At 57.5% G+C, this 19,272-nt stretch carries 12 protein-coding genes and 2 pseudogenes; 1 reads left to right on the top strand and 13 read right to left on the bottom strand.

The features are described 5' to 3' along the window. Positions 1-25 precede the first annotated feature (25 nt). From KVT34_RS01840 to KVT34_RS01805, 8 genes are all read right to left on the bottom strand, one after another. Complete coding sequence (locus KVT34_RS01840; RefSeq protein WP_217556376.1) at positions 26-1,576, bottom strand: extracellular solute-binding protein; 1,551 nt, start codon at positions 1,574-1,576, stop codon at positions 26-28. 112 nt (positions 1,577-1,688) lie between these two features. Beyond that, a complete protein-coding gene (locus KVT34_RS01835) occupies positions 1,689-2,561 on the bottom strand; it encodes a carbohydrate ABC transporter permease (protein ID WP_217556375.1) in 873 nt (290 codons plus the stop codon). 16 nt (positions 2,562-2,577) lie between these two features. Then, entirely contained in the window at positions 2,578-3,528 is a 951-nt protein-coding gene (locus KVT34_RS01830) for an ABC transporter permease (RefSeq protein ID WP_217556373.1), read from the bottom strand. 61 nt (positions 3,529-3,589) lie between these two features. Beyond that, positions 3,590-4,225 (bottom strand): SGNH/GDSL hydrolase family protein, encoded by a 636-nt coding sequence (locus KVT34_RS01825; protein WP_217556372.1) that lies wholly within the window; start codon positions 4,223-4,225, stop codon positions 3,590-3,592. Next, positions 4,219-5,241, bottom strand: a complete 1,023-nt coding sequence (locus KVT34_RS01820; protein ID WP_217556371.1) for a glycoside hydrolase family protein — start codon at positions 5,239-5,241, stop codon at positions 4,219-4,221. The genes KVT34_RS01825 and KVT34_RS01820 overlap by 7 nt, the downstream gene beginning before the upstream one ends. Beyond that, on the bottom strand, positions 5,228-7,066 hold the full coding sequence (locus tag KVT34_RS01815) for an alpha-L-fucosidase (RefSeq protein WP_217556370.1): 1,839 nt from the start codon (positions 7,064-7,066) through the stop codon (positions 5,228-5,230). Before KVT34_RS01815 ends, KVT34_RS01820 begins: the two co-directional genes overlap by 14 nt. Before the next feature lie 40 nt (positions 7,067-7,106). Continuing rightward, the gene (locus KVT34_RS01810; protein ID WP_217556369.1) at positions 7,107-7,424 is read right to left on the bottom strand and encodes a cupin domain-containing protein; all 318 of its coding nucleotides are present in this window, start codon (positions 7,422-7,424) and stop codon (positions 7,107-7,109) included. A 97-nt stretch (positions 7,425-7,521) separates the two neighbouring features. Then, the gene (locus KVT34_RS01805) at positions 7,522-9,825 is read right to left on the bottom strand and encodes a DUF4962 domain-containing protein (RefSeq protein WP_217556368.1); all 2,304 of its coding nucleotides are present in this window, start codon (positions 9,823-9,825) and stop codon (positions 7,522-7,524) included. 250 nt (positions 9,826-10,075) lie between these two features. Here KVT34_RS01805 and KVT34_RS01800 point away from each other — a divergent pair, with 250 nt between their 5' ends. Then, positions 10,076-12,838 carry a discoidin domain-containing protein gene (locus tag KVT34_RS01800; protein ID WP_217556367.1) on the top strand — a complete coding sequence of 921 codons (2,763 nt, stop codon included), beginning with the start codon at positions 10,076-10,078 and terminating at the stop codon, positions 12,836-12,838. A 253-nt stretch (positions 12,839-13,091) separates the two neighbouring features. Here the strand turns inward: KVT34_RS01800 and KVT34_RS01795 are convergent, their stop codons facing one another. From KVT34_RS01795 to glgA, 5 genes and pseudogenes are all read right to left on the bottom strand, one after another. Continuing rightward, positions 13,092-13,544, bottom strand: coding sequence for a DUF4362 domain-containing protein (locus KVT34_RS01795; RefSeq protein WP_217556366.1), 453 nt, complete (start codon positions 13,542-13,544; stop codon positions 13,092-13,094). Positions 13,545-13,641: 97 nt separating this feature from the next. Further along, the gene (locus KVT34_RS01790; RefSeq protein WP_217556365.1) at positions 13,642-14,259 is read right to left on the bottom strand and encodes an NUDIX hydrolase; all 618 of its coding nucleotides are present in this window, start codon (positions 14,257-14,259) and stop codon (positions 13,642-13,644) included. A gap of 116 nt (positions 14,260-14,375) precedes the next feature. Beyond that, entirely contained in the window at positions 14,376-15,644 is a 1,269-nt protein-coding gene (locus KVT34_RS01785) for a hypothetical protein (RefSeq protein WP_217556364.1), read from the bottom strand. Between the two features lie 266 nt (positions 15,645-15,910). Next, positions 15,911-17,599, bottom strand: a pseudogene (locus KVT34_RS31665) (glycoside hydrolase family 13 protein); the annotation flags it as partial. A 225-nt stretch (positions 17,600-17,824) separates the two neighbouring features. Then, positions 17,825-19,246 (bottom strand): annotated as a pseudogene (gene glgA, locus KVT34_RS31660) (glycogen synthase GlgA); the annotation flags it as partial. Positions 19,247-19,272: the final 26 nt, after the last annotated feature.

Below are 19,272 nucleotides of genomic sequence, written 5' to 3'. Positions count from 1 at the left end.
CATTCCAGCTTTAGTTTAGCTTTGTTTAACGGGCGCGGTCAACCACGCCTTCTTTCTTGTTGTACCGTTCCGTAGCTTCCTTAATGATTTCTTTGCCTCCCTTGGCTTTGTACTCTTCAATCACTTTGGGCCAGTCGGAGATCGGACGTTTGCCGTAAATCATCTGTATCATCTGATCCAGAATGAATTTGGGACCCGTATCCCCGCCGGAAGCCAGATCCGGGTATTTCGTAAAGGAGGTCAGACTCGTCGTAAACGTAATGCCGCCTACGCCTTCCTTGGACAGCACGTTATCGAACGCTTTTACCATATCCTTGCCGTCCTCCGTCAATTCGGAGAGCTTCTTGTTGTAGGTCAGGTCGTGAACCATCCAGAGCGTCGTCTGGCGGTAGTTCGCCTCGTCGATTTCTTCCTTCGTCTTCGGCTGCTTGTAGTTGATTTTGCCGTTCTCCTTCGTATACGTGTCGCCTTCGATCCCGAAGGTAAAGAACTCTTCGGCTTCTTCCGTGCTCATCCAGTCGAAGAATCGGATGATCTTCTTGGCTTTCTCCTTATCCACTTTGCTGTTGATATACTTCGCCGTGGAAATATACCCGTACACTCCGTGTCCGCCCTTTCCTTCGGGACCTTTGGGAGATGCGACGATATCGACTTTGCCGTCTTTCACCGCGTCTTTGATCTTTCCCCGGAAACTCAGCAGGGCCTCTCCGTTCGCCGACCAGATGCCGGATTTGCCTGCCGCGATATTTTTGTTGTAGTCGGTTTGGGAAACGGTTGCAAAATCTTTCGGAATGAGTCCTTCCTCATACATCGTTTTGTAAGTTTGAAGAGCTTTCGTCATATTTTCCACATCGAAAAATTTCGGGACGACTTCGCCGTTCATCAGCTCGAACTGATACGGCATGACATCGTAAGCGCCCAGGAACGTGTCCGCATATTTGAACTGCTCGCGGATCTGGTACGGGTTTTCGACGCCCATCTTCTTGAAAGCCCGCAAAACGTCCAAATATTCCTCGACGGTGACAGGCTGCTTCAGATTCGCTTTCTCCAGCAGATCCGTCCGGATGAAGGTCGCCCGTCTCGACGGGTTGGTCAGCCAGCCGGGGATGCCGTAAATTTTGCCGTCGTACGACGTTTCCTCCCAGGCTTCCTTCGGAACGAGCTTCATCAGATTCGGCGCGTTTTCCTTGAGCAGATCATCGAGCGGCATGAATACGCCGGCTTCCACCGACCCGGACATGGAGGACGTTGTCGGTCCGCCGCGCAAGTTACTGACAACATCCGGGATGTCGTTGCCTGCGAACATCAGGCTCATTTTCTGATCGAATTCCTTGTGAGAAAGCGGTTTCAAATCCAGGTCTGTGTTTGTGCGTTTTTCCAGCTCCAGCACCCATTTGTCTTTGTTGATATCCGATGCGGATTCCAGATAGGCGTTGCCCCCCGTAGAGAAGGAGACGGAGAATTTAACGGGACCCGCGCCCGCCGCGCTTTCTTTTGCCGGTTCCTTGGAATTGCAGCCCGCAAGCGTCCCGGTAGTGAGAACTGCCGCGAGAAGTACACCCCAACCTTTTTTCATCAAGAACCCTTCCTTTCATTCTCTTCCTCGTGATGAGACCCTGGTACATTTTCATGATAAAGGCTGGAGATTTTTACGGGTATTGGGATTCTTATTTTGGCATTGTGTTCTTTTATGATTTAATCGACCCGATAAGCATACCTTTAATGAAGTATTTCTGCAAAAAAGGATAGATCAGCAGGATCGGCACGGTCGCCACAACGATTACGGCCATTTTGATGCCTTCGGGCGAAATATTCAGCGTATTCTCGAAGGTGGACGTCATCTCGCCGAAATTGTCCGTAATCACGATTTCTCTAAGCCTGACCTGCAGCGGAAACAGATTCCGGTTATTGATATAATACAAGGCATTGGAGTACGAATTCCAGTGGGCCACCGCGTAGAACAAGCCCATCGTCGCCATAACCGGCTTCGACAGTGGCAGCACGATGCTCCAGATCAGCCGCATTTCGCCGCAGCCGTCAATCCTGCCGGAATCGACAAGCTCGCCGGGCAGGCCGGAGAAGAACGAGCGCATGATAAACAAATTATAGGCGCTGATCATGCCGGGAATCATGAGCGACCAGACCGTGTCCAGCAGCCCCAGATTTTTGATCAGCAGATAGTTCGGAATCAGCGGTGCGCTGAAAATAAACGTCACGAGCACCATAAGCAGCAAATACCGGCGCCCGATATACTCCGGACGAGACAGCGGATACGCCAGCGAGGTCGTTGCGATCAAGTTAATGAGCGTGCCGACGACCGTCACGAACACGGAAACGAGAAAGCCCTGCCACACGGAGCTGTCGCTTAGCACGAACGCGAAGTTGGAGAGGGTAAACTCCACCGGGAAAACGGATACTCTGCCCTGGTTAAGCGCCAGCTCGCTGCTGAACGACTTCGCCAGTACGTGGACGATCGGCAGGATCATACAGATCGCCACCACCGTCAGCAGCACGTAGTTGAATCCCTGGAAGGAGCGCTCTCCCCTGCTTTCTTTCACCATAAAACATCACCTGCCCCTAGTATAAAGATTCGCCTGTCGCTTTCTTGCTGAGACGGTTTCCGATCATGATAAGCACGAGGCCGATCAGCGATTTAAACAGCCCGATGGCGGTCGTATAGCTGTACTGTTTGCCCAGAAGCCCGACCCGGTAAATGTACGTGTCGAGAATTTCGCCGCTTTCCGAGTTCAGCGAGTTCAGGAACACATAGACCCGCTCGAATCCGAAATCGAGAAAATGCCCGATATGGAGCAGGAACATGATCGCGATCGTCGGCATAATAGTCGGAATCGTAATGGCCGTCGTCTGCTTCCAGCGGCTCGCCCCGTCGATTTTGGCCGCCTCGTAAAGCTCCGGGTTGACCCCGGCGAGCGCCGCCAAATAGATGATCGTGCCCCAGCCCGCGTCCTTCCAGACGCCCGAACCGATCAGAATACTGCGGATATAGGAGTTCTCCCCGAGAAAATACACCGGCTCCATGCCGAACCAGCCGAGCATCGTATTGACGATCCCCGTCGTCGGAGAGAGGATGCCCACCGCGATCCCCCCGATAATGACCCAGGACAGAAAGTGCGGCATATAAACGACGGTTTGAAGAATTCGTTTGTACACCATTTTGCGCACTTCGTTCAGCAGCAGCGCCAAAATAATCGGCACCGGAAACGCGATCACGATATCGTACAGCCCGATCAGGAGCGTATTCATAAAAATCTTCAAAAACTCGTCGTATTCGAACATCCGGATAAAATTGTCCAGGCCGACCCAGGGACTGCCCGTAATTCCTTTAAACAGGTTGTAGTTCTGAAAAGCCATGACGCTCCCCATGAGCGGCACATACTTGAATACGATAAAGTAAAGAATGCCGGGAATCGAGAGCAGATAGAGCGCTTTGTATTTGCGCAAATTCGATCCGACTTCATGCCTCTGCACGTACCTGACTTTGTCGGACGGCTGAATTTTACTGGCCATAAGTACCTCCTGGGCTGTCGGAATTGGCTGTTGATACGCTTGATATTGTGTAGAGACGGGGTCAAAAAAGAGCGCGTGACACGCCGGCCGCTTTCAGCCACGCATCCGCGATAAGCGCATGTCCGGCCGGAGACGGGTGTACCCCGTCCGGGGCCCAGTACGGGCACGGCGCCTTCGTCGAGGCCTGCGCGAACAAGCCGTCCAGCGGCACGTAAGCCGCCCCGTATTCCCGCGCCAGATCCCGGACTCCGTGAATTTTCGGGTCGAGATCTTCCCGCCAGTGCCGCCTGTCTTCGGGAACCGGCAGCAGAAACGGCTCGACCAGCATCAGCTTCACGCCGGGGAGCCCCTCTACCGTCCGGTCCAGAATGTCCCGGTAGCCGGCGGCGAACGCTTCCGCGGATGTCGGATCGCCGCGGTCGTACCTTCTCCACGTGTCGTTGACACCGATATAGATCGAGACTATGTCGGGTTTCAGCTCCAGGCAGTCGGCCTCCCAGCGGGCCTGAAGGTCCCGGACCCGGTTGCCGCTTATTCCCCTGTTAAGGAACGTAACGCCCAGTTCCGGGTACATCCGGCCAAATTGGGCCGCTACCATCCAGGCGTAGCCCCTGCCGAGTTCGTGACCCGGCTCCCGTTTAGCGTCGGTAATGCTGTCTCCCTGAAACAACACGACATCGTTTTTTCGGATCAGCATGACGGGGGGGCCCCCTTAAGCGGAATGACCATATTCCACGTTCTCGTACAGTCGTGAAAGCCTTTCGTGCCGTCGGAAGCGGCCGCGAACAGATGAGTGGGCACACCGTCCTCCATGAGCAGGAACGGACGCTCCAGATTGCCCGCTTCCCTCGTGACGCCGTCATCCCACAGGAAAGTGCGGGAATAAGCTTTCGGCGGATCGCACAGCGACCACGTCACCCCATTCGGCGAGAAGGCGCGGATGCCTCCGTATTTTTCGCCGCACAAGCGGCCGGTCATGTCTTTGGCGATCATCGAAAATCCGTCCTCCGTCTTCCACACAAACGGGTCTTCGATGTTGAAATCCGGCGGAAAAAGCGGTCCCTCGGCCAGCCGCGTATACGGCCCCTCGAAGTGAGGCGCCTTCGCGGCCCCGATCGTCATCTCCCCGTGACGGAAGCCTTCGTACTTCCTGGCCTTGTAGACAAGAAGCACAGAGCCGTCTTCCAGGACGCAGGGAGCCGGATTCGACGTCAGGAAGCTGTCGAACCTGCCCGGACGTACGGTCAGCACCGGCTCGTCACGGCGCAGCCACGGGCCTTCCGGACGGCTTGCCGTGGCAATGCCGATCCGCTTGTTGGAACGGGCCACGACCGTCACCGGATCTTCCGGACGGAGCGGTTCGCCCGGCTCCGGGTCCGCGAAGGGATGGGTCGAGCCCATGTAATACAGCACGTAAGTATCGCCGATCCGGACGATATGCGGATTGTGCGTGCTCCGGCCGTCCCAGTATTCCGCTCCGCGGGCGGGCAGCACCGTTTCCGCGTACGTGTAAGGCCCCTCGGGCGTGTCCGATACGGCGCGCACCACTTCGGACGAGACGAGCCAGCCGGGATGCATCGGCAGACTGTCCGGCCAGCGGGAGGCGAACAGATGGTAGCGTCCGTCTTCGCCTTTCACGGCCGATCCGCACCAGACCCAGTACCCTTCCATGCGGAATCCGCCGCCGACGGGAGCCGGCTTAAAACTGAACATGAGGCTTCTCCTCCTCCGTTAACGCTTTCATAACCACCTGCCGCAAATTCATCAAATAACCGCCTCGTATGTCTTCGGCCCGTACGGTCAAGGTGTATGTGCCGGGACCCGGAATTTCGAGTCCTCCGATCTCACGGACCGTAAAATCATACGGCCCTTCCGTAGGAAGGACCTCCGCCCGGAGCGCGTGATCTTCGCAGCGGACGGAGTAGGAGCCGCCCGATACGCCGGGCTCTGCCGCGTACGAGAGGCGCACGGCGTACCTGCCGGGCGCTGCCGCCCGGAACGTCCACGAGAGGCTGTCGCCCGTCCGGCTCCAGTCCGTGACGTTATCCCGGCCCTTCTTGCCGGTGTCGTAGCGCAGCCGCTCCCCGGCGGCTTCCCCGTCGAAAGCCGGGAAAGTCGTCGCGCCTTCCTCCATCAGCCGCTTGCGCGGATCGGCTGCAAGTTCCCCTTCGTATTGGAGCACCAATACGGAAGAAGCGTTATCCGGCAGCGGGCCGGGAAGCTCCACGAGCAGGTCGAGCCCGTTCAGCCGCCGGAAGCGCGGCGCGGGTGCGGCCGGATCGTGCAGCCAGCGGATCGCGGTGACCGGGCTTGCGATGCCGGGCACGATCAGCCTGCCGCCCGGCGGCTGCCGCAGAATGTGCAGGAACAGCTTCCGTTCCTGCCGGTTAGCCGTGCAGCAGCCCCACTCGGGGCGGCCGATGGGGCTGCCCTCCGTGCCGCGGATGCTTGCGTGGTGGACGGCCATCCAGCGTCCCACCTCATCCAGCAGCCTGCGCGAATGATCGTCGATGCGACCGCTGCCCTCGGGGCCGACATTGAAGACCGTATTGCCGCCGCGGCTCGCCGTCTCAACCAGAATCCGGATCAGTTCCTCCAGCGTTTTCCAGTTCCGGTCGGCGTGCCGGAAGCCCCACGAATCGTTCAGCGTGAAAATCGACTCCCAATCCGGCCGGGTGACCCGGACGCTGAGCTGGTTGTCTCCCGGATTGCCGTAATCCGCGAATTTGTCGAAGTGAATCCGCTTATTGATCAGGCAGCCCGGTTGAATCGAACGGACCAGCTCGGCGAATTCGCGTCCCTGCTCATCCGTGATCTTGTGTCCGCAGTCGAACCAGAGGATGCCGACCGGGCCGTAATTCGTGAGCAGCTCGCGGATTTGGGGAAATGCCTTCTCCCGCAAATACCGGTCATACCTGCGGCTCTTCGCTTCATCCCCGGTCCAGCTTTCGAGCGAGTCCCAGGCGCCAATATTATCAGGGTAATCCAATGTATTTCCTTGGGAATCGGGGTGGTGCCAGTCCATGGCGTGCGAGTAATAGAGACAGAACGTAATCCCGCCTCTCCGGCATGCCTCGCTTAATTCGCGGATCGGGTCCCGGCCGCTCGGACCGAGCCGCACGATGTTGTACTCGCTCGCCTGCGAGTCGTACATGGCATACCCGTCATGATGCTTCGCCGTGACGATCATGTATTTCATGCCGGCTTGTTTGGCGGCCGCGACCCATTCGTCCGCGTGAAATCCGCTCATATCCATGGCCGCGGCCACCTTCTCGTACTCCCGGACGGGAATGTGTCCTCTGAGCTGGATATGCTCGGCGTAAGCCGCCTGAACTTCTTCGCCCTTCCACCTTCCCCCGAGCAGCGAGTACGGGCCCCAATGGACGAACATTCCGAATCGCGCTTCCCGCCACCAGGCCAGTCTGGCATCGGAACTTCCGTCACCGGAAGCGCACATCTCACCTCCGGGATTTACCGGCTGGCGGCTGCGTCTCGCTTCCGCTTCGGCTCCGTCCATCAGCGGATCATTCTCGCGCACGATGCATCCCTCTCTTCCGCTTTGGATTTTGGAACGGGTATCAACGTTTTACGAGATCTTCCCGGACCGGCGTAAAGCAGTCCAGCAGAATACTCGCCTCCAGCGCTTTGGCGCCGTGTCTGGCATGAGGGGGGATGCAGATGGATTCCCCCGGCTCGATGACCTTTTTTACACCGTCGATCGTAAATTCCACACGTCCTTTCATACAGTACGACAACTGCTCGTGCGGATGAGCGTGCTCGTATCCTTCCGCGCCCGGCTCGAAATGGACTTCCATCAGCATCAGCGATTGTCCCGGCTGCATGATTTTGCGTTTGACTCCGGGTTCCGCGTCTTCCCATACGTTAATATTGCTCATCGTGCGATTCCTCCTTATGTAAGGTACATTTCCAGCTCCCGTTTACGTCCGCCGGGCAATTCCGGCAGCCCTTCCTGGCATCCGCCGTGATCTTGTTCTAGAAAGCCTTCTGTACGTCGATTTTCCGCGTCTTTCCGTTATCCGTAAAATATAAGGAAACCACGAAGCCCTGGTCGTCCATAAAATACGAAACGTAGCGGTCCTCTTCATCCGGTTTTTTGGGTACGAGAAGCGTTACGAGACGGTGGGAAGCCGCCGGAGGCGATTCGGCCTTAAGATGCCACTGCCGGGCGAGGCCCTCGATCTCCTTCTCGTCCACCCCGGCAAATTCGCCGCTCTGCGTAAGCGTCAGCTCGCCTGACGAGCAGAACACGAAGCGTCCTTCCAGCGAAGCTTTTTTACCGGTCACCCCGAAGGACTGCTCCCGCAAATCCATTTCATACAGGGCATGGTACAGCCATTCGATTTTACCGGGGCGGCTCAAATCTACCGAATCCACCAGAACGAAATAGCTATTGTCCACAAAATAGATTTCACGCTCCACCCGCTTCGCGTAAGGCACCTGCTCCAGATAAGCGGCGGTCACATCCATCTTCACATAACTTCCGTTCTTGTCCCGCTTCGCTTCAGCGACCGTGCCGGACGCCGCCATATTAAGCGATTTGTCCGTGTCCGCGTACTGTCCGGTCCCGTCGATCAGGAGGCTGTTTTTGGAAACCGTCTGCCTTCGCCAATTGCGGTGCATCGTGCTGTTAAACGCGACGTAATACCCGGTCTCCACCGCCAGGGCCTCCCCGAACGCATGGATATAAAAAGCCCCCTGGTCCGCATGGCTGTGGCTCACGGAACCGTACTTGCTGGCCTTCGTCAGCAGCATGATCTGCTCGCCGGGATCGTCCATCCGGTGATGCATCGCTACCCAGCCGACATCGCGGAACCATTTCAGCTGCTCCGCATCCGAGGGCGCTTCCGGCCGGATTTGCGGATACGCCTGTCGGTATACGAGTTCGTCGAAACGGAAATCCCACCAGCCGTGATTGTGGAACAGCTTTGCCGCTTCCGGGTTCATCTCTTTGATCCGCTCGTAGTACCACTGGTACCGGCCGTTGCCCGTTACACCCGCCAGATGGCGCATATTGTACCCCGTCTTGGCTCCGAATTTCCCGCCCAGGCTTGAGTTATCCCCGAAGGTCGTGCGCGTGGAAGCGTTCGGATTGTAGACATACAGCGGAAAATCGCCGGTTTTGTGAAAGAAAGGCCGATCGAACAAGTTCAGCTTCGTACAGTCGCGAATCCATTCGATCGCTTCCAGCAAGGCCGCCATTCCGGTCGTCCAGTAATGGGGACCCTCCGCCCATCCGCCGTCCTCGCCGCCCCACGGCGTGTATAAGGTCCAGAAATACTCCAGCGTGTAATGGAGCCACTCTTCCGCTTCCGGTTCTTCATGCAGAAGCGAGATACAGCACGGCGTGAGCACGGACGACAACGACCGCACCGCATGGCTGTCGTAAGGCACCTGGTGAATCTTGGAACGCCGGATCGCGTGATCCGCCACCTGGCGGGTCCGGGCAGCCAGGCTCCGCTTCACCCGCTCCTTCTCTTCGGCATCCAACTCGCCGTGCAGCCAGTCGTAGCCCCAGGCCAGGGCACCCGCCATGCGGAATGCCGCTTCATCGTTGTAGTCGCGGCCCGTCGGGCCGGCCGGGTCCCAGGAAGCGCCGGCCAGCAGCCAGTCTTTCGCCCGGCCGAGCAGACGTGAATCGTCCAGCACCTTACCCGCTATGCTCAGGTGGCGGATCGCGTACAGCATTTCCTGACAAATGATGTAAGATTGCCTCCAAAGCTCCACCGTCCGCTTGTTACCCGGATACGGCTCGGGTTCCGCATGCGGCTCCCGCTCCGCCCAGGGTAGAACCGACAGCTCGTAGAACAGCTTCCAGCCGGTTCCTTCGGGATCGGCAGCGATTTTTTCGCGGTAGCGGGCAATCTCCTCTTCTCCTTGCAGCCATAACCGGGGTCTCGCGTAACCGCTTTCCTTTAATCGTTCGCCTTTGGCCGGCAGCGGAGTTTGGGGCAGATTTTCCGGTACCGAAAATGAACGTGCGATGCTCCATTCGGACGTACGTTTATCGTTCTCATACAGCGCATACCGCCAATAATACGTGCCGGGCGCGAAAGTTTTATCCGGCGTAAAAAAATTATAGGGAACCGGAGCATACGTCCGGGTAAGCCCGGATGGGAAATCGTCCCGTTCGGATATTTCCAGCACATAACAATCTTTCTCGAGCCTTGCGGGAATCCACGTGAACCGGGGCGGATTCTCGATCACCTTCGTCTGCGCGTCAGGCCCGTACTGAACCGTCAGCACGCCGCTGCGGGGTTGATACAAAGATTTGCTCATGTCATCGTTCCCTCCGGTGTTCAGCCATTATGATGCCGCTTAAACTTTTTACCTGCTTCCATCGTCCTCTGTATCCAGTATAAAAGTGTTTGCCGCCGGCCTGAATAGAGTCAATTAAGATCGAGTTGTGCTTTTTTACGATTGCGGGTACCCGGGCAACTCCTTAAAAAAAACCATATTTTTCTAAAGCGGCTCTCTGCTATAGTGAAGGTGTTTTAAACCACTCTTACGAGGTGAGGTGTTTCAGAACATGAAAGCTTTTTCCGCCAAATCAAAAAAGCTGCTTTTCGTCCTGACGGCCGCTCTCGTGCTGCCCCAGCCTCTGCTGATGCCTACGGGAGCCCGGGCCCAGGAGCAGAGGGCCGTGCAACCCCCGATGGCCGCAACCGATCCGGCTGCGGACCGGACAGCTTGGGCAAGCTCCGAAGTAAGCGGCCGTGAAGCTTCCAAAGCCGTCGACGGAGACGCCGCCACCTACTGGCAGCCTTCGAGCACCGACCGCGAGGATATGAATGTGTGGCTTGCGGTCGATCTGGGTCGGAACACATCCGTCAACAAAGCGGTGTTTTCGCTTAACCGGGGGGATAATCTGGCCTCCTATGCCATCCAGTATTCGTCCGACGGCGCAGCGTGGAGTACCGCCTATTCCCTGAGCCAATCGCCGAGCAAAGATGAGAGCGCTTTCTTCGAAGAGGTTACGGCCCGCTATTTCCGGCTCAATCTGACCCTCAGCAAAAACCTGAATGTGAATGTGTTCGAATTTCAGCTTACGAAGGATGTGAACAGCGAAACTCCCGTGCCCAGCGACCTGAAACGTATCTATTTCGCAAACGACGACGGTCAGGAAGTTCCGCTCAACGGAGAACTGACTCTTCAGAAAAACGCCGTGAAAACGTTAAACGTGAAAGGCGTCACCTCTTCCGGCAGCATCGTCTCTCTTCCCGGCACGGCGGTCAGTTGGATCTCCGCCCCCAAAAGCATCGAAATCAGTTCCGCCGGAGCGGTCAAAGCGCTCAAGACCGGGGCCTCGATGGTTAATGCCGAAGTCACCGTGAACGGCAGGAAAATCAACTCCCCCGACTTCTGGATCGTCGTGGAAGATCCGGCCGAATTCGAGGGTGAAGCGTTCATCGCCGGAACGAGCCTGTCCCATCCCGCGCTCCGCACGGAAATCGGCCAGCCCGCGATTCTCAAAGCCGGCGATGCTCTCCCGGCCATAGCGGTCCGGGCCAACACGGCTCTGACGCTAAGCGGAGAAGTGCGGCGGAACGGCAACCCCGCCCCAGGGATAACGCTCCCGGTCACCGCGTTTGACAAAGGCCAGCGGAAAACGGTGCAATTGGCCGGACCAAGCACGGCCCCCGGCCGCTACGAAATCCGGCTGACGTTCTCGTCTCCCGGCAGACCGGATTACCACGACACCTTCTCGTTCACGGTGCCGGACAAAGCGAAAGCCGCCGGAACGCAGAGCAGCATCGCCTACCTGAACGAGGACGGGCGGATGACGTATGTCCCGGATTTCAAAGGCAACCGGATTCTCGATTTTTCCGGCAGCGGCTACAAAGGCGGCGGGGTCCCGATCCCGAACGTACAGGCGAAGGCCGTCGTCTCACCCGGAGCGGGCGACGATACCCGCCGCATCCAGGACGCGATCGACTCGGTATCGCAGATGCCGCTCGGTCCGGATGGCTTCCGAGGCGCCGTTTTGCTGACGAAAGGTCAATTCAAAGTGTCCGGCACGCTGAAAATAACCGCCAGCGGTGTCGTCCTCCGGGGAGAAGGCCAGGATGCGGGCGGCACGGTCATTCTCGGAACAGGCACCACGGCCCGCAACCTCGTCGAAATCGGCGGCACTTCCGGCGTTGTGACGGATAGCGCCTCAAAAACGGCGATTACCGACCTGTACGTTCCGTCCGGCGCTTCTTCTTTCGACGTGGCGGATGCAAGCGCCTATAAAGCCGGAGACAAGGTCATCGTCCGCCGGATCGGCAACGACCGGTTCATCCATGAAATCGGAATGGACCACATTTATATGCGGCCGGGACAGGGAGGCACGCAGCAGTGGGGCGCGTTCAACCTCGATTTTGACCGCACCATCCTCAAGGTGGAAGGCAGCCGGATCACCCTTGATGTGCCCTTAGCCAATTCCATGGATCTGAAATGGGGCGGCGGCGAGCTGTACAAGTACAGCGACGCCGGGCGTATCGAACAGGTCGGCGTGGAAAACATGCGCGTTGACTCCGAGTTCGACAAGAGCGTGATCGACACCGTTATGGATAACGAAAAAACGGATCCGTATTACGCCGATGAGAAGCATGCGGAACGGTTTGTCGTTTTTAACAGCGTGAAAAACGGGTGGCTGCGCGAAGTGACCACAACCCATCTCTCCTATTCCACGGCGCTCGTCAGCCGCCAGGCGAAATGGATCACCGTCCAGGACACGACGACGCTGGATATGGTCAGCATCATCACCGGAGGCCGCAGATACGCCATTCACTTCCAGGGCCAGCAGAGCCTCGCCCAGCGCAATCACGTCGAGACGTCCCGCCACGCTTTCGTCGTAGACAGCCGGGTGCAGGGACCTAACGTCTTCCTGGACGGAACCACGGACAAGAACTTCAACACAAGCGAGCCGCACCACAAATGGTCGGTAGGCGGCTTGTACGACAATATCCGGGCGCCGATCTCGATCCGCGACCGGGCATGGCTTGGAAGCGGTCACGGCTGGGCGGGCGCGAACTACGTGACGTGGAACACGGAAGGCGCGCTTACTTCGCAGCAGCCTCCGACCGCGCAGAACTACGCCATCGGCCATGTCGGGACCGTGGTGCCCGGACTCGTGCCGAGCACCTACGATCCGAGACCGCGCAGCGAAGCGTTCTGGGAGTCCACCGGGGCGCACGTGACGCCGGTCAGCCTGTACAAGCAGCAGCTTCTGGAGAGAAAAGGCCCGGATGCGCTGCAAAATATTTCCCGGCTTCCGCTCGCGTCCGGTTCGCTTAATCAGCCATGACGCAGCGCGCCGGTTCTTCTCCGCATAGGGCGTGCGGCAGCCTGCCGGGCGTGGACGGCGGGTGCCGGACAAGCCCGCCCGCCGAGCACCGGCAGCAGCCAACAGGAAGCCCCTGCGCGGACTAAAAAAGCAGCCGTATGGTTTACGGCTGCTTTTCCATGTATACAACATTCCCTTGCCCGTCGTAACCGGCATTATTCGGGAATAGACATCCCTGCTCTCCTACGTGACGTGACCAGGAAAGCTTTTTCCCTCAACGTTCCCTGTTCTTGTCTATATCCAGAATCGGCAGCTTGTCTCTCTGCCCGCCGCCGCACTTGCTTAACTGGAGCACATACCGCTCGGAAGATTCGATTTTTTCGACGGAGGCGCACGTGTACGTTTGCTTCTCTTTCGACGAGCTGTACGCATCCCTGGTGTTGTCTACCGTCCACACAATCTCCGTCCCGTCCGTATGCACATCATGTATCCACGGGCCGCTGTCGATTGTAGGCGAAATCACCATCAGATTATCTCCTTGGGACCGGTTAAAACGGCCTACGAGCTCGTCCAGCCTTTTCAAATCCCGCTGATCGAGATTCACAAGAATGTCGGCGTTCGCTTGAGCCGCTGCAGATTGGAACCCGTTCATTTTGACCGCGACAAAAGGCATAAATCCGGCAAGAAATGCCGCTCCCATTAAAACGATCGCAAGCTTTTTGTTCATAGGATTGAACCACCCCGCTTCCCGAATCAGGTTAACCCCGCTCCCATCCTGATGCTGTTCCGCCGGTTTGGCGTTTCACAATGTTTCCGCATGGACTTTAATCCAGCAAAACCGGTCTGCCGGGATCCTCGCACATCTCGAACATGGTGAGCAATTGAGCCTTCGTGTTTCTCTCCGCCGACAGCTCCGGCAGTTCCTCTTTTCCGAAAAATGCCGCCTCGCTCGTTTCGAGTCCTCCTTGAATCTCGCCTCCCGTAACGGTGCAGAGCACAAAAAATTTGTACACGTGATACGGAGATTCCGGATGATCGTGAAATTTTTTATCGAATACGGCCAGCAGCCTGTCCGCTTTCACTTCCAGCCCGGCCTCCTCTTTCACTTCCTTCACGGCCACTTCCGAAGGCGACAGCCCGATGTCCGCCCAGCCTCCCGGCAGCGCCCAGGCCCCGTCCAGCTTTTCCCGCACAAGTACGAGCTTGCCCTCACGGAAAACGACCGCGCGGATGTCCACTTTCGGGGTGGCGTACCCTGTTTCGTTCGCGAAAAGGTCCCGGATTTTCTCCTGATGAAGGTCCGTGTACTCACTCATGATCTCCAGGCTCAAATCCCGGAGCATCTCATACCGTTCCAGATCGTACATGTCCTTGCTGTAGGCCAGCCCGATTTGCGAGATGGCTTGTATCTGCTTGGCCCATTCCAGCCATTTGGCGCTCATGCTGATGTCCTCCTTGATTCGTTGATCTCGTAAAAAAAGACGAGCACCGGGTTATCAGGTGTCGTCTCGCAAGTAGATCCATTTTAGCATGCCGGTTCCAGAAATAAAAATAAACCTTATTGTCCGCTTGGCCCGGTTAACACCGCGGAATTCATTTCCGGATCCGCCGGCTGTACGGCAGGTTCTTCGGCATCGTTCTCCGGAATCCACCAATCGTCCCAGGAACCGTGAACATGATACCAGGTGATTCCCTGGGGAGACAGCCACTTTTCGAAAGCTTTGACGGTCTGCGGGGCAAAAAAGCCCTTCATATTGTGGATACGACTCCAATCTGGATACTTGTACGTTGCCGATCGCGCGGTCAGCGGAATGTCTTCGTCCGTCGGAATAATGCCGGCAGGCCGCACTTTGAGCGCCAGCCCGGGATTAACCCACAACGCTTCGGACTCCGTCCGGATGTGCACCCACTCCAGCTCCCCGTCCTTCCACGTTTCGAAAGCGTCGTAGCTGCCCGGCCCGACTTCCGTATAAGTTTCGTCGTCATAATAAGTCGGCTTCGCGAACCCTTTGCCGCCGGTGGGAAGCTCGATTTTGCCCGTCGTTTCCCGGATACCCGCCAGCTCATCCCCGGGTAAAATCCACCGTTCCCCTTCCGGGAGAGAAACTTTATACCAGGTTGGGCTGCCGTCGCCGAGCGTAGGCGGCAGCTCCCATACGGCCGTCACCGGGTACCTCCCGGGTTTTAGCGTTCCCGTTTTGGCTAGCCCCGTGTAAGGCAGCTCGAAGCTGTCCGTATCTTGGAAAAGGTCGACGGTGGTGGAGACCGCTTTTTCCCGAACGGCTTCCTTATAAAAGCTGTCGTAGATCCACTTGTCCCCCAGCCATGTCTTAATGCGGTAGAAGGTTATCGTCCGGGGAGGGCCGAAGTCCGCTCCATCCCATTCGATTGTTCCCGTGACCGTTACCTGCTGCGGGGAAATGATCGTGCCGCTGGCCGCTTCCTGAAGAGGCTCGTCGTACAGTTCCTGCTTATCGACGAGAGTGATCGTCGAGGTTTCGGCCTTATACTTGCCGGGAACGAGCGTTTCCGGATCGGCTTTAATCCATTTCTCTCCCTGCCACGTTTCGATGAGATATCCCTTTTCTTCCGTATGATCCGCCATGCTCCACCCGCTGTCCCTCTTCGCAATATGGACGGTTTGAAGAGGAGCCAGGCTTCCCGCAGGCTTGGTGAACGCTTCGTCTTCGTACATCATCGTCTCCCGGAGCAGCGTCACGTCCCACGGAACGTTGACTACCATAGCCTTCGCCCCGAGCGGAGCCAGTATAGAGGCGGAGCTTGCGAGCAGCAGGAAAGCCGCACCGGACATCAACCACTTTTTCAACGGGTTTCCTCCTCCTTCAACGGATATTTATCCGGAACATTTTTAAGAATTTTGAAAATGGCCGGATGCCCCGTGCGCCAGAGCCCGTTCGTTCTTCCGGGCGGCGCGGCTTGAGGCACCTTAATCGAGCGATGGCGCTCTGCGGAACTTGAGGCGTATGCGAATCCGCCCCGTCTTTTTCTGTTAAAAAGCACCTGAAACCGTCGGGGTCTCAGATGCTTTCAACAGGATGCGGGAACGGTTTTCGTATCCAAGCGGGGGACCGCTTAAACAGCCTTCAGCAGATAGACCCTCGCCTCATAAGGGCGAAGCTGAAGCTCCGCGTCCAAACCGCTCGTCTCGCTCCCTTCCCCGACGGGATAGTTGGCGATAAGCAGCTCGCCGCCGCCCCCGGCCAGAAGCGGGTACGGGCTCGCGAAGGAAGCCGTTTCACCGGTAAAGTTGAGCATAACGAACAGCCTGTCGTTTCCGAGCGTGCGGGTATACGCGTAAATGCGCTCGTCTTCTTCGGCCACGATCTCATAGCTGCCGTACACGATCACCGGGTAAGTTTTGCGGAGCGCGATCAGTTTCCGGTAGTAATGAAAAATAGAGTCTGTGTCGGCCAAAGCCGCTTCCGCGTTAATCTCCGTATAGTTCGGATTCACGTGCAGCCACGGCGTTCCGGTCGTAAAACCCGCGTTCTCCTCCGTACTCCACTGCATGGGGGTCCTGGCATTGTCCCTGCCTCTTACGCGGATCGCGTTCATGACCTCCTCGTGATCGCCTCCGCCTTCGGTGACGCGCTCCCGGTACATATTCAGCGTCTCGACGTCCCGGCAGTCCTCGATCCCATTGAAAGGCACGTTCGTCATGCCGAGTTCCTCGCCCTGATAAATATATGGCGTTCCTTCCAGCGTATGAAGGAAAGTCGCCAGCATTTTGGCCGATTCCACGCGGTATTCGCGGTCGTTGCCGAACCGGGACACCATTCTCGGCTGGTCATGGTTGTTCAGGTACAAGCTGTTCCAAGCACGGCCATGCAGCCCCGTCTGCCAGCGGCCGATCGTCGCTTTCAGATCCTTCAGCTTCCAGTCGCACGGTTCCCATTTGCCGCCCCAGCCGCTGTCCAGCTCCATATGTTCGAACTGGAACACCATGTTCAGCTCGGTGCCGTCCGCATTCGCATAACGGGCCGCGTCGTCCGGGGTTACACCCGGTGTTTCGCCGACCGTCATGATATCGTAACGGGACAACACCTTTTCGTTCATTTCCCGCAAAAACTCATGCACCCTCGGGCCGTTCATAAAATAGTCCCCGCCCCATGCATACCGGTCTCCGCCTGCGCTTGGAAGTCCCTCCGTCTTGGATATCATGTTGATGACGTCCATGCGGAACCCGTCGATTCCCTTCTCCAGCCACCACGTCATCATGTCGTAGATTTCCTCGCGCACCTTCGGGTTCTCCCAGTTCAAATCCGGCTGCTTGCGGCTGAACAAATGAAGATAATACTCCCCGGTCTGCCCGTCATACTCCCACGCCGGACCGCTGAAAATACTCGTCCAGTTGTTCGGCTCCCCTCCGTCACGGCCTGGCCTCCAAATGTAATAATCCCGGTAGGGATTCTCTTTGGAGGAGCGGGATTCCAGGAACCAGGCGTGCTCATCCGACGAGTGGTTCACGACGAGATCCATAATCAGCTTCATGCCCCGGCCGTGCACTTCCGCGAGCAGCTTCTCCCAATCCGCCATCGTTCCGAAATCGTCCATAATCCCGCGATAATCGCTGATATCGTAGCCGTTGTCGTCATTGGGCGATTGATAGACCGGAGACAGCCAGATCACGTCGACGCCGAGCTCTTTCAAATAATCCAGCTTCGAGATGATGCCCGGAATATCGCCGATTCCGTCTCCGTTGCTGTCTTTAAAGCTGCGCGGATAAATCTGGTAGACGACGCTCTCTTTCCACCAGGCTTTGCCACCGGGGTCCCCGCCGCCGTCTTCTCCCGCCTCGCTTACAGCCGCTGCTTTCGGCCGGGCGGGAGTCCGTTCGCTTGCGGCCGGAGCCGCTTCCCTCAGCTGTGCCGCATGAGCCGCCGCGACCCGCAGCTGCGCCTCCTGTTCACTGCGCCGCCGTTCCGCTTCCTGCCAGGCTCTCTGGCGCTCTTTGGACGCGTCCGCCGCTTCACGGATAAGCTCCTGGTACAGCGACTTATACTGCAGAGCCGATTTTTTCCAGCTGAAATCCGTCTTCTTAATGTTCGCTATCAGGTTGCGCCAGGCTTCCTGGTCATGGAGATAGAAGTGCACCGCGCGCCTGACCGTATGCAGCATATCGTGAGCGTTGTACGAGCTGAAGCTGAAGCCCGTGCCTTCGCCGGTAAACTCATTGTAAGGCTGCACCGTATCCTTCAAGCCGCCCGTCTCGCGGACGATCGGCACCGTGCGGTAGCGCATCGCGATGAGCTGACCGATTCCGCACGGCTCGAAGAGCGACGGCATCAGGAAGAGATCCGAGCCGGCGTATACTTGTCGGGCCAGACCGTCGTCGAAGGCAATGTAGGCGGCCAGTTTGTCGGGATGCTGAGCCGCTGCTTCGCGGAAGAGCTGCTCGTATTCGTGGTCCCCTGTCCCCACAATCACCCATTGGGCATCCAGGGACAGCAGCTCCGGCAGCACGTGACGGATCAAATCGATCCCCTTCTGCTGCACCAGCCGGGTCACCAGCGAGATAACCGGCACGTCGTCGCGAACCGGCAGCCCCAGCCGCTGCTGAAGGTGCGTTTTATTCAGCCGCTTTTTGGACAAGGAGTCCCGGTACGTGACAGCCAGATGGGGGTCGGTCACCGGATTAAAGAGATCGTAGTCGATCCCGTTGACGATGCCCAAGGTCGCCTCGCTGCGATAGCGCAGCAGGCTGTCCATATGCTCGCCGAAGAACGGCGTGCGGATCTCTTCCGCGTAAGTCGGGCTAACCGCCGTAATCCGGTCGGAATACAGCAGCCCGCCTTTCAGGAAGCTGCCGCCGTCGTACATTTCGAGCTGATCCCCGTTGAAATAGCCGGCATCCAGGCCGAACAGATCCATCATCGTCTCTTTGGAGAAAAGACCCTGGTAGCGCAGATTGTGTATCGTAATGACCGTTTTGATATCCTCATAGAACGGATAGTACGGGCTGTACTGCGCTCTAAGCAAAACCGGAATCATGCCCGCCTGCCAGTCGTGGCAGTGAATCACATCGGGCTTGAAGCCGATGTGCGGAAGCGAGTCGATTACGGCCCGGCAGTAAAACGCGAATCTTTCGGCATCGTCGCCGTATCCGTAATGCCCGCTTCTGCGGAAATAAAACTCGTTGTCCACGAAATAAAACGTGACGCCTTCGTGTTCCAGGGTTTGAATGCCGCAGTACTGCGAGCGCCAGCCCAAATTTACGCGGAACGTGACGAGGTTCGCCGTCTCCATCTTGTCTTTGAATACTTGAGGAATTTCGTCATACTTGGGCAGAATGACCCGGACATCCGCTCCGTTGCGTTTAAGTTCCTTGGGCAGGGACCCGATTACATCGCCCAGCCCGCCCGTCTTGGCGAAAGGCGCCGCTTCCGAAGCCGCAAACAAAATGTTCATGTACGTCTCCACTCCCGTCTTCTAAG

It is taken from the genome of Paenibacillus sp. GbtcB18 (assembly GCF_019091125.1).
In the GTDB taxonomy this organism is placed as follows: domain Bacteria; phylum Bacillota; class Bacilli; order Paenibacillales; family NBRC-103111; genus Paenibacillus_F; species Paenibacillus_F chitinolyticus.
Note: the sequence above shows the minus strand (reverse complement) of the source record. Positions and strands in the feature narration are given on the sequence as shown.